The organism is Pseudomonas oryzicola (genome assembly GCF_014269185.2).
Lineage (GTDB): Bacteria > Pseudomonadota > Gammaproteobacteria > Pseudomonadales > Pseudomonadaceae > Aquipseudomonas > Aquipseudomonas oryzicola.
This window is the reverse complement of the sequence record NZ_JABWRZ020000001.1, coordinates 1253705-1265544: the sequence shown is the minus strand read 5'-3', so window position 1 is coordinate 1265544 and position 11840 is coordinate 1253705. Positions and strand designations below refer to the sequence as shown.

The window sequence follows — 11840 nt, the reverse complement described above, 5'->3', positions numbered from 1 at the left end:
GATCTTGCATAGGGGATGCAGATAGTACATAGGAAGCTACCTAACTCAGGTTACAATCCGTGGGCGTTTTCGCAGGAAGACCCGCTCCCACAGATACGGCGCAAAGTCCGCCACACACAGACAAGGTATTTCCGTGACCGCCGCCCTGCCCCCCACCACCCTGCGCAATGTGCTCACCGCCCTGATGCTGGCGATCTTCCTCGGCGCGCTGGACCAGAGCATTGTCGCCGTCTCGCTGCCTGCGATCTCGGCGCAGTTCAACGATGTCGGCCTGCTCGCCTGGATCATCTCCGGTTACATGGTGGCGATGACCGTGGCCGTGCCGATCTACGGCAAACTGGGTGACCTGTATGGGCGGCGACGGATGATCCTTACCGGCATCAGCCTGTTCACCCTGGCCTCCATCGCCTGCGCCCTGGCCCAGGACATGCCGCAACTGGTGCTGGCCCGAGTACTGCAAGGCATTGGCGCGGGTGGCATGGTTTCGGTGAGCCAGGCGATCATCGGTGACTTCGTACCACCGCGCGAGCGCGGCCGTTACCAGGGCTATTTCAGCAGCATGTACGCCGTGGCGAGCGTCGCCGGGCCGGTGCTCGGTGGCTGGCTGACTGCGTATTTGTCGTGGCGCTGGGTGTTCTGGATCAACCTGCCACTGGGGCTGGTCGCGCTATGGGCAATTCGCCGCGCCCTTGGCGGCATGCCGGCGCAACGCCGCGAGGCGCAGGTGGACTACCTCGGCGCCGTACTATTGATTCTCGGCCTGGGCAGTCTGTTGCTGGGCATCACCCTGGTCGGCCAAGGCCATGCCTGGGCCGACCCGGCCGTACTGGCCCTGTTTGCCTGCGCCGGGCTGGGCCTGCTGCTGTTCATCGCCCATGAGCGCCGCTGCCCGGAGCCGCTGCTCCCGCTCAGCCTGTTCGGCAACCGCGTGGCAGTGCTGTGCTGGGGCGTCATTTTCTTCGCCAGCTTCCAGTCGATCTCGCTGACCATGCTGATGCCGTTGCGCTTCCAGGGCATCACCGGCGCTGGTGCCGACAGCGCTGCCCTGCATCTGCTACCGCTGGTGATGGGCTTGCCCGTGGGTGCCTTTTCTGGCGGCCGCCTGACCAGCCGGACCGGGCGCTACAAGCCACAGATCCTGGCCGGTGCGCTGCTGATGCCAGTGGTCATTTTCGCCATGGCGCTGACCCCGCCACAATCGGGCGGGCTCAGCGCGCTGTTCATGCTGCTGACCGGTATAGCCTGCGGGCTGCAATTCCCGACCTCGCTGGTGGGCACGCAAAGCGCGGTGGCCAGCGAAGACATCGGTGTCGCCACCAGTACCACCAACCTGTTCCGCTCGCTGGGCGGGGCCATGGGCGTGGCATGCATGTCCAGCCTGCTGCTGGCCCTGCTGCAGCAAGGCGGGTTCGAGTCGCCGGGCAATCCCTTGCTGGGCAGTTTGAAGGCCGGTGAGGTGGACCTGGTGACGCAGGGGCGCTTGCTGGAAACGTTCCGGCAGCTGTTGATGGGGAGTGCCGGGGTGGCTGTGCTGGGACTGTTTGCAGCATTGGCATTGCCAGACCGGCAGCTGCGAGGCCGCTGAAGGGGCCGCAGCATTAATCTCCTCTTAATACAAAGAGGAAACACTCCCTAACAATCCTTAACAAAGTGTCATTTGCGCAGCGCCGGGCTCAAGCGCAGCATATCCAGCCCGGTGTCGACCCATTTCTCGACATCTTTCAACAGGTCGAAACTGTCAGGCAGCAACAGCCAGCGCCCGATCAGGCCATCGGCATAGGCAAACATGGCCACCGCCGCGCGCTCGACATCCAGCTCGCCTGGCAACTGCCCGCGGCGCACGGCATTGGCCAACGCCAGGGTGATGCCCTTGTGGCAATCCAGCACCGCAGCCTGGCGCTGCTGGCGAATTTCACACATGTCATCGGTGAACTCGCACTTGTGATGCAGGATTTCATTGATACGCCGGGTTCGGGCATCCAGCACCAACTCGTTGAACACTTGCAGCAACAGCTTGCGCATGCAGCCAAGCGGGTCCACTTCGTCCTCGCTTTCGCTCGCTCGCGCCAGGTGATCATGGGTTTCGTGCACGCTGTCGAGCAACGCCTGCACCAGCTCGGCCTTGTTATTGAAGTGCCAGTAAATGGCCCCGCGCGTCACACCCGCCTGTTCGGCGATATCGGCCAGGGTGGTTCGCGCAACCCCGCGCTTGTAGAAGGCCCTTTCCGCCGCCTCGATGATCTGGGCGCGGGTTTCCTGGGCTTCCTCTTTGGTTCGACGGACCATGGCAGTACCAACCTCGTCTGGCCCGAACGCTTGGCGCGCACGGGTAAATGTTCCGGAGCACCTCTGCAGGGTGCACCTCGGATGAGCTAATCAAGGGCTGTGGCAGTACCCGAGTACAACCCAGCGGTATTTACAAACAACCATGAATGTAAGTATATTCCTTAGCAAGCTATTTATCCACCGGATAGCAATTTTTCCAGATCAATACACTTCCACTACTCTTGAGCGTCTCCCAGCTCCAGCGCCCCGAGGATCCTCATGCAATTCAAGCCAGCCGTTACCGCTCTGGTTTCCGCCGTCGCCCTGGCCTCCCTGCTCAGTGGCTGCAAGAAAGAAGAAGCAGCGCCTGTGGCGCAGGCTCCTCTGGTCGGCGTCGTGACCATCCAGCCGCAAGCCTTCACCCTGACCTCGGAACTGCCTGGGCGCACCAGTGCCTACCGCGTCGCCGAAGTGCGCCCGCAGGTCAATGGCATCATTCTCAAGCGCCTGTTCAAGGAAGGCAGCGAAGTCAAGGAAGGCCAGCAGCTGTACCAGATCGACCCTGCCGTGTACGAAGCCAACCTGGCCAATGCCCAGGCCAACCTGCAGGCCACCCGCTCGCTGGCCGAACGCTACAAGCAGCTGATCGACGAGCAGGCTGTGTCCAAACAGGAATACGACGACGCCAATGCCAAACGATTGCAGGCCGAGGCTTCGCTGAAGAGCGCGCAGATCGACCTGCGCTACACCAAGGTGCTGGCACCGATCAGCGGCCGTATCGGCCGTTCGGCGTTCACCGAGGGTGCGCTGGTGAGCAATGGCCAGGCCAACGCCATGGCGACCATCCAGCAGCTCGACCCGATCTACGTCGACGTCACCCAGTCCACGGCCGAGCTGCTCAAGCTGCGCCGTGACCTGGAAAGCGGCCAGTTGCAGAAGGCCGGTGACAACGCCGCCTCGGTGCAACTGGTGCTGGAAGACGGCAGCCTGTTCAAGCAGGAAGGCCGCCTGGAGTTCTCCGAAGTGGCGGTCGATGAAACCACCGGCTCGGTCACCCTGCGCGCGCTGTTCCCCAACCCCGACCACACCCTGCTGCCTGGCATGTTCGTGCACGCGCGGCTCAAGGCCGGGGTCAACGCCAACGCCATCCTGGCACCGCAACAGGGCGTCACCCGCGACCTGAAGGGCGCGCCGACCGCGCTGGTGGTCAACCAGCAGAACAAGGTCGAACTGCGCCAGCTCAAGGCCAACCGTACCCTGGGCAGCGACTGGCTGATCGAGGAAGGCCTGAACCCAGGTGACCGCCTGATCACCGAAGGGCTGCAGTACGTGCGCCCGGGGGTTGAAGTCAAGGTCGCCGAAGCCACCAACGTCAAGAAGCCCGCCGGCCCTGCTCAGGCCAACGCGGCGAAAGCAGACGCCAAAGCGGAGTAAACCATGTCGAAGTTCTTTATCGATCGCCCGATCTTCGCCTGGGTGATCGCCTTGGTGATCATGCTGGTCGGCGCCTTGTCGATCCTGAAGCTGCCGATCAACCAGTACCCCAGCATCGCGCCGCCGGCCATCGCCATCGCCGTGACCTACCCGGGCGCCTCGGCGCAAACCGTGCAGGACACCGTGGTGCAGGTGATCGAGCAACAGCTCAACGGTATCGACCACCTGCGTTATGTGTCGTCGGAAAGCAACTCCGACGGCAGCATGACCATCACCGCCACCTTCGAGCAGGGCACCAACCCCGACACCGCACAGGTGCAGGTACAGAACAAGCTGAACCTGGCCACCCCGCTGCTGCCGCAGGAAGTGCAGCAGCAAGGTATCCGCGTCACCAAGGCAGTGAAGAACTTCCTGCTGGTGATCGGCCTGGTGTCCGAAGACGGCAGCATGTCCAAGGACGACCTGGCCAACTACATCGTCTCCAACATGCAGGACCCGATCTCGCGTACCGCTGGTGTGGGTGACTTCCAGGTGTTCGGTGCACAGTACGCCATGCGTATCTGGCTCGATCCGGCCAAGTTGAACAAGTTCCAGCTGACCCCGGTCGACGTCAAGACCGCGGTGGCCGCGCAGAACGTGCAGGTATCCTCCGGCCAGCTCGGCGGCCTGCCTGCAACGCCAGGTACCCAGCTGAACGCCACCATCATCGGCAAGACCCGCCTGCAGACTGCCGAGCAGTTCGAGAAGATCCTGCTCAAGGTCAACAGCGACGGCTCGCAGGTGCGCCTGGGTGACGTCGCCCAGGTTGGCCTGGGGGGTGAAAACTATGCAGTCAGCGCCCAGTTCAACGGCAAGCCGGCCTCCGGCCTTGCGGTAAAGCTGGCCACCGGCGCCAACGCCCTGGACACCGCCAAGGCCCTGCGCAAGACCATCGCCGACCTGGAACCGTTCTTCCCGCCTGGAGTGAAAGCGGTATTCCCGTATGACACCACCCCGGTGGTCACCGAGTCGATCAGCGGCGTGATCCACACCCTGATCGAAGCTGTGGTCCTGGTGTTCCTGGTGATGTACCTGTTCCTGCAGAACTTCCGCGCCACCATCATCACCACCATGACCGTTCCGGTGGTATTGCTGGGCACCTTCGGCATCCTGGCCGCAGCGGGTTTCAGCATCAACACCCTGACCATGTTCGCCATGGTCCTGGCCATCGGCCTGCTGGTGGACGACGCCATCGTCGTGGTGGAAAACGTCGAGCGGGTGATGTCCGAGGAAGGCTTGCCGCCCAAGGAAGCGACCAAACGCTCGATGGAGCAGATCCAGGGCGCCCTGGTGGGTATCGCCCTTGTGCTGTCGGCAGTACTGCTGCCCATGGCATTCTTCGGCGGTTCCACCGGTGTGATCTACCGGCAGTTCTCCATCACCATCGTCTCGGCCATGGGCCTGTCGGTGCTGGTGGCGCTGATTTTCACCCCGGCCCTGTGCGCCACCATGCTCAAGCCGCTGAAGAAGGGCGAGCACCATGTGGCCAAGCGCGGCTTCTTTGGCTGGTTCAACCGCAACTTCGACCGCAGCGTTACCGGCTACGAGCGTAGCGTGGGTGCCATCCTGCGCAACAAGGCGCCGTTCCTGCTGGCCTATGCACTGATCGTGGTCGGCATGATCTGGCTGTTCGCCCGCATCCCGACCGCGTTCCTGCCGGAAGAAGACCAGGGCGTACTGTTCGCCCAGGTGCAGACCCCGGCTGGCTCCAGTGCCGAGCGCACCCAGGTGGTGGTCGACCAGATGCGTGAATACCTGCTGACGAAGGAAGCCGACACCGTAGCGTCGGTGTTCACCGTCAACGGTTTCAACTTCGCAGGCCGTGGCCAGAGTTCGGGCATGGCATTCATCATGCTCAAGCCGTGGGACGAGCGCTCCAAGGAAAACAGCGTGTTCGCCCTGGCCCAGCGTGCCCAGCAGCATTTCTTCACCTTCCGCGATGCGATGGTGTTCGCCTTCGCCCCGCCTGCGGTGCTGGAGCTGGGTAACGCCACCGGCTTCGACGTATTCCTGCAGGACCGTGGCGGTGTCGGCCATGCCAAGCTGATGGAAGCACGCAACCAGTTCCTGGCCAAGGCCGCGCAGAGCAAGGTCCTCAGCGCCGTGCGCCCGAACGGCCTGAACGACGAGCCGCAGTACCAGCTGACCATCGATGACGAACGTGCCAGCGCCCTGGGCGTGACCATCGCCGACATCAACAACACCTTGTCGATCGCCTTGGGTGCCAGCTACGTCAATGACTTCATCGACCGTGGCCGAGTCAAGAAGGTGTACATCCAGGGTGAACCGAACGCCCGGATGAGCCCGGAAGACCTGCAGAAGTGGTACGTGCGCAATGGCGCAGGCGAGATGGTGCCGTTCTCCTCCTTCGCCAAGGGTGAATGGACCTACGGCTCGCCCAAGCTGTCGCGTTACAACGGCGTCGAAGCGATGGAAATCCTGGGTGCACCGGCACCTGGCTACAGTACCGGTGAAGCCATGGCCGAAGTCGAGCGCATCGCCGGCGAACTGCCTGGCGGTATCGGCTACTCCTGGACCGGCATGTCCTACGAGGAAAAACTCTCCGGTTCGCAGATGCCGGCACTGTTCGCCCTCTCGGTACTGTTCGTGTTCCTGTGCCTGGCAGCCCTGTACGAAAGCTGGTCGATCCCGATCGCCGTGGTGCTGGTAGTACCGTTGGGTATCATCGGTGCCCTGATCGCCACCAGCCTGCGCGGGTTGTCGAATGACGTGTACTTCCTGGTCGGCCTGTTGACCACCATCGGCCTGGCGGCGAAAAACGCCATTCTGATCGTCGAGTTCGCCAAGGAATTGCACGAGCAGGGCCGCAGCCTGTACGACGCCGCGATCGAGGCATGCCGCATGCGTCTGCGCCCGATCATCATGACCTCGCTGGCGTTCATCCTCGGCGTGGTACCGTTGACCATCGCCAGTGGCGCCGGCGCCGGCAGCCAGCACGCCATCGGCACCGGCGTGATCGGCGGCATGATCAGCGCAACCGTACTGGCTATCTTCTGGGTACCGCTGTTCTTCGTCGCAGTGTCGTCGCTGTTCGGCAGCAAACAGCCGGAACAGGACGCCTCCCCTGAAACTCCACGTTATGAGGCTGGGCAATGACCAAGTCTTTGTTGTCCCTGGCGGTAACCGCTTTCATTCTCGGCGGCTGCTCGCTGATCCCTGACTACCAGACCCCGGAATCGCCGGTGGCCGCGCAGTGGCCGCAAGGCCCTGCCTACTCGCCGACCCAGTCGGCGGACGTTGCCGCCGCGGAACAGGGCTGGCGCCAGTTCTTCCACGACCCGGCGCTGCAACAGCTGATCCAGACCGCGCTGGTGAATAACCGCGACCTGCGCGTGGCGGCGCTGAACATCGATGCCTATCGCGCACAGTACCGCATCCAGCGGGCCGACCTGTTCCCGGCGGTTTCCGCCAACGGCAGCGGCAGCCGCCAACGGGTGCCAGCGAACATGTCGCAGACCGGTGAAGCCGGCATCAGCAGCCAGTACTCGGCCACCCTGGGCGTGAGTGCCTATGAGCTGGACCTGTTCGGCCGCGTACGCAGCCTGACCGAGCAGGCCCTGGAAACCTACCTGTCCAGTGAACAGGCACGTCGCTCCACGCAGATCAGCCTGGTGGCCAGCGTGGCCAACGCCTACTACACCTGGCAAGCCGACCAGGCGCTGTTCAAGCTGACCGAAGAAACGCTGAAGACCTACGAGGAAAGCTACAACCTCACCCGTCGCAGCAATGAAGTCGGCGTGGCCTCGGCACTCGACGTCAGCCAGGCGCGCACCGCCGTGGAAGGCGCCCGGGTCAAGTATTCGCAATACCAGCGCCTGGTCGCCCAGGACGTCAACAGCCTGACCGTGCTGCTGGGCACCGGCATTCCCGCCGACCTGCCCAAGCCGCTGGAGCTCAATGCCGACCAGCTGGCCGAAGTACCGGCCGGGCTGCCGTCGGACATCCTCCAGCGTCGCCCGGACATCCAGGAAGCCGAGCACCTGCTCAAGGCCGCCAACGCCAACATCGGCGCGGCCCGTGCGGCGTTCTTCCCGAGCATCAGCCTGACCGCCAATGCCGGCAGCCTGAGCCCCGACATGGGTCACCTGTTCTCCGGCGGCCAGGGTACCTGGCTGTTCCAGCCGCAGATCAACCTGCCGATCTTCAACGCCGGCAGCCTGAAGGCCAGCCTGGACTACTCGAAGATCCAGAAGGACATCAACGTCGCCAAGTACGAGAAAACCATCCAGACGGCCTTCCAGGAAGTCTCCGATGGCCTGGCGGCGCGCAAGACCTTCGAAGAGCAGCTGCAGGCGCAACGCGACCTGGTGCAGGCGAACCAGGATTACTACCGCCTGGCCGAACGCCGCTACCGTATCGGTATCGACAGCAACCTGACCTTCCTCGACGCCCAGCGCAACCTGTTCAGCGCCCAGCAGGCACTGATCGGCGACCGCCTTTCGCAGCTGACCAGCGAGGTCAACCTGTACAAGGCGCTTGGCGGTGGCTGGTACGAGCAGACCGGGCAGGCCAACAACCAGCAGGCAGCGGTGGAAGCACCGAAGAGCTGATTGAAGCTGTCAAAGCATCAAGCCCACCCTCGCGGTGGGCTTTTTGTTTTGTGTTGCCTGAACCGGCCTCTTCGCGGGCTCGCCCGCTCCCACGGGGCCACCACAGTTTCCGAGGTTGTGATGATCCTGTGGGAGCGGGCGAGCCCGCGAAGAGGCCAGCACAGGAAAAATAATTAACCAGCCGGAACATTCCGTTCGATTATCGCCCGCTTCCGCTTGTGGCGAATTGCCTCGCCCCCGCCCCACCCCGCACCATCCTCCCCACGCAACGTTGCCCCGGTTCATCCCCCAAGACCCGCACCTGCAGGCCGCACTCTGCAGCACACCGGCTCGCCCATAAAAACAAGAGATCGACGACAGATGAGCACTTTGCAACCCGCACGCCAGCTGCTGCCCGGCCTGTTGGCCATGTCCTGCGCCTTCCCGCTGCTCGCCGCCGAGGGTGGCTTCATGGAGGACGCCAAGGCCACCCTCAACCTGCGCAACTTCTACATCAACCGCAACTTCGTCGACCCGGCCCACCCGCAGGCCAAGGCCGAGGAATGGACGCAAAGCTTCATCCTTGACGCCCGCTCCGGCTTCACCCAGGGCACCATCGGTTTCGGCATGGACGTACTGGGCCTGTACTCGGTCAAGCTCGACGGCGGCAAAGGCACCACCAACACCCAGCTGCTGCCGGTGCACGACGATGGCCGCCCCGCCGATGACTTCGGCCGCCTGGGCGTGGCGCTGAAAGCCAAGCTGTCCGAAACCGAGCTGAAAGTCGGCGAATGGATGCCGGTACTGCCGATCCTGCGCTCGGACGACGGCCGCTCGCTGCCACAGACCTTCCGCGGTGGCCAGCTGACTTCGAAGGAAATCACCGGCCTGACCCTGTACGCCGGCCAGTTCCGCGGCAACAGCCCGCGCAACGACGCCAGCATGGAAGACATGTCGCTGAACGGCAAGGCGGCGTTCACCTCTGACCGCTTCAACTTTGCCGGCGGTGAGTACACCTTCAACGACAAGCGCACCATGATCGGCTTGTGGGATGCGCAGCTCAAGGATATCTACCGCCAGCAGTACCTCAACCTGGTGCACAGCCAGCCGCTGGGCGACTGGACCCTGGGCGCCAACCTGGGCTACTTCACTGGCAAGGAAGACGGCGCCGAACGCGCTGGCGAACTGGATAACCGCACCGCCTCGGCCCTGCTTTCGGCACGCTATCAGGGCCACACCTTCTATGTCGGCCTGCAGAAGGTCAGCGGCGACAACGCCTGGATGCGGGTCAACGGCACCAGCGGCGGCACCTTGGCCAACGACAGCTACAACTCCAGCTTCGACAATGCCAAGGAGCGCTCCTGGCAGGTGCGCTACGACTTCAACTTCGCCACCGTCGGCGTACCCGGCCTGACCCTGATGAACCGCTACATCAAGGGTGACAATGTCAGCGCTGGTGGGGTGGACGACGGCAAGGAGTGGGCGCGGGAAACCGAGCTGGCCTACGTGGTGCAGTCAGGCAGCTTCAAGGACCTGTCGCTGAAGTGGCGCAACTCCACCATGCGTCGCGATTTCAGCACCAACACGTTCGATGAGAACCGGTTGATCGTGAGTTACCCGCTGAACCTGCTTTGAACAGGCCGGATATGGCAGCGCGGGCCGCTGCCATTCGCCTGGCTGATGATGGTGGTGACGGCGGTCTATCCTGAGCTATATCGGTTGCAGCACCGGCCTCTTGCGGGTGCTGGCAACACAACCGATCCGGCAAACCAGGGAGGCACAACATGAAGAACCTCGTCGACCACCTGAGCCAATATGCCAGCTACCATCGCGACCCACGCAACATCGCCAGCCACTTCGTCGGTATCCCATTGATCGTGCTGGCGGTGACCATCCTGCTGTCACGCCCGGGCTGGGATGTGGCAGGCATGTGGCTATCGCCGGCAATGTTGGCAGCGGCGGCCTCGGTATGGTTCTACTTGCGTCTGGACCTACGCTTCGGGCTGGTGATGGGCTTGTTGCTGGGGCTCTGCCTGTGGGTCGGCCAGGTGCTGGCGATGCAGTCCACCGCGCTGTGGCTCGGCAGCGGCCTGGTGGCGTTCGTGCTGGGCTGGATCATCCAGTTCGTCGGCCACTACTACGAAGGCCGCAAGCCGGCGTTTGTCGACGACATCAGCGGCTTGATCATCGGGCCGCTGTTCGTGGTGGCGGAAGCAGCGTTCATGCTAGGCCTGTGCCCGGCCCTGAAGCAGGCCGTGGAGCGCAACGCAGGCCCGGTTGCAGGGCGCTCGTTGTAGGAACGGCCTTGTGTCGCGATGGGCCGCTCCTATAGAAACCGCGCAGCGATCAGCTCCGGGATTCGACACCCAGTTCATCCCACACCGACTCCGCCAGGTGGAAGGTGGCGTTGGCCGCCGGAATGCCGCAATAGATCGCGCTCTGCATCAGCACTTCCTTGATTTCGTCGCGGGTCACGCCGTTGTTGACTGCCGCACGCAGGTGCAGCTTCAGCTCGTCGTTGCGGTTCATGCCGATCAGCATGGCGATGGTGATCAGGCTGCGCGTGTGGCGCGGCAGGCCCGGGCGGGTCCAGATGTCACCCCAGGCGTGGCGGGTGATCATTTCCTGGAACTCGCCATTGAAGTCGTTGAGCTTGTCCAGGCTGCGGTCCACATGGGCATCGCCAAGCACTGCGCGGCGTACCTGCATGCCAGCGTCGTAACGTTGTTTCTCGTCCATGCCGATATCCTCAGTGAGCCAGCAGGAAGTCGAGCACGCGGCGGCTGAACGCCTCGCCGACCTCGACGTTGGACAGGTGTGCCGCCGGAAAGTCGATGTACTCGGCAGCTTCGATCGCGGCCTGCATGAAGCGGCCATGTTCAGGGGTGGTCACCACGTCTTCGGTACCGGCCACGATCAGCGTCGGCACCTGGATACGGCCCAGTTGCTCGCGGTAGTCGGCATCGCGCACCGCCGCGCAGTTGCTGGCATACCCTTGCGGGCTGGTCTGCGCGAGCATCTGGCAGATGCGCTGGGCCTGGGCTGGCTGGGCCTGGGCGAACCCCGGGGTGAACCAGCGGGCGATGGAGGCGTCGCGCAGGTCGACCATGGCCTGCTGGCCGCCCTTGAGCACGGTGTCGATCCGGCTGTTCCACACCTCGTCATTGGCAATCCTGGCGGCGGTGTTGCACAACGTCAGGCTGTGCAGGCGCTGGCCGGCATTGATGCCCAGCCACTGGCCGATCAGGCCGCCCATCGACAGGCCGACGAAGTGCGCCTTGGCGATGTCGAGGCCGTCGAGCAAAGCCAGTACGTCACGACCCAGCTGTTCGATGGTGTATGGGCCTTCAGTGACCAGCGATGCGCCGTGGCCACGGGTGTCGTAGCGCAGCACCCGCAGGTGCTGGCTCCACAGCGGGATCTGCGTGTCCCACATGCCCAGGTCGGTGCCCAACGAGTTGGACAGGACCAGCACCGGGGCGTTTGCCGGGCCATCGATCTGGTAGTTCAAAACGCCATCGGCCAATTGCAAGTGCGCCACAGCGGTCTCCT

At 63.6% G+C, this 11840-nt stretch carries 9 protein-coding genes; 6 read left to right on the top strand and 3 right to left on the bottom strand.

Features of this window, described 5'->3' with window-relative positions:
• Positions 1-133: 133 nt before the first annotated feature.
• Entirely contained in the window at positions 134-1585 is a 1452-nt protein-coding gene (locus tag HU760_RS05740; protein WP_186677510.1) for an MDR family MFS transporter, read from the top strand.
• A 68-nt stretch (positions 1586-1653) separates the two neighbouring features.
• On the opposite strand, the gene ttgR is transcribed toward HU760_RS05740, so the two are convergent.
• The gene (gene ttgR / locus HU760_RS05735; RefSeq protein ID WP_186677509.1) at positions 1654-2286 is read right to left on the bottom strand and encodes an efflux transport transcriptional regulator TtgR; all 633 of its coding nucleotides are present in this window, start codon (positions 2284-2286) and stop codon (positions 1654-1656) included.
• 258 nt (positions 2287-2544) lie between these two features.
• On the opposite strand from ttgR, the gene ttgA reads away from it, so the two are divergent.
• The 5 genes from ttgA to HU760_RS05710 all read left to right on the top strand — a co-directional run bounded on the left by ttgA (position 2545) and on the right by HU760_RS05710 (position 10585).
• The gene (ttgA, locus tag HU760_RS05730; RefSeq protein ID WP_186677496.1) at positions 2545-3699 is read left to right on the top strand and encodes a toluene efflux RND transporter periplasmic adaptor subunit TtgA; all 1155 of its coding nucleotides are present in this window, start codon (positions 2545-2547) and stop codon (positions 3697-3699) included.
• Between the two features lie 3 nt (positions 3700-3702).
• A complete protein-coding gene (gene ttgB / locus HU760_RS05725; protein WP_186677488.1) occupies positions 3703-6855 on the top strand; it encodes a multidrug efflux RND transporter permease subunit TtgB in 3153 nt (1050 codons plus the stop codon).
• Positions 6852-8309 (top strand): AdeC/AdeK/OprM family multidrug efflux complex outer membrane factor, encoded by a 1458-nt coding sequence (locus tag HU760_RS05720; protein WP_186677482.1) that lies wholly within the window; start codon positions 6852-6854, stop codon positions 8307-8309. Before ttgB ends, HU760_RS05720 begins: the two co-directional genes overlap by 4 nt.
• Before the next feature lie 360 nt (positions 8310-8669).
• Positions 8670-9923 carry an OprD family porin gene (locus HU760_RS05715; RefSeq protein WP_186675071.1) on the top strand — a complete coding sequence of 418 codons (1254 nt, stop codon included), beginning with the start codon at positions 8670-8672 and terminating at the stop codon, positions 9921-9923.
• A gap of 149 nt (positions 9924-10072) precedes the next feature.
• The gene (locus HU760_RS05710; RefSeq protein WP_186675072.1) at positions 10073-10585 is read left to right on the top strand and encodes an Mpo1 family 2-hydroxy fatty acid dioxygenase; all 513 of its coding nucleotides are present in this window, start codon (positions 10073-10075) and stop codon (positions 10583-10585) included.
• 49 nt (positions 10586-10634) lie between these two features.
• Here the strand turns inward: HU760_RS05710 and pcaC are convergent, their stop codons facing one another.
• Both pcaC and pcaD read right to left on the bottom strand, forming a co-directional pair.
• Positions 10635-11027 carry a 4-carboxymuconolactone decarboxylase gene (pcaC, locus tag HU760_RS05705; RefSeq protein WP_186675073.1) on the bottom strand — a complete coding sequence of 131 codons (393 nt, stop codon included), beginning with the start codon at positions 11025-11027 and terminating at the stop codon, positions 10635-10637.
• A gap of 10 nt (positions 11028-11037) precedes the next feature.
• Positions 11038-11829, bottom strand: a complete 792-nt coding sequence (gene pcaD, locus HU760_RS05700) for a 3-oxoadipate enol-lactonase (RefSeq protein ID WP_186675074.1) — start codon at positions 11827-11829, stop codon at positions 11038-11040.
• Between the last annotated feature and the right edge of the window lie 11 nt (positions 11830-11840).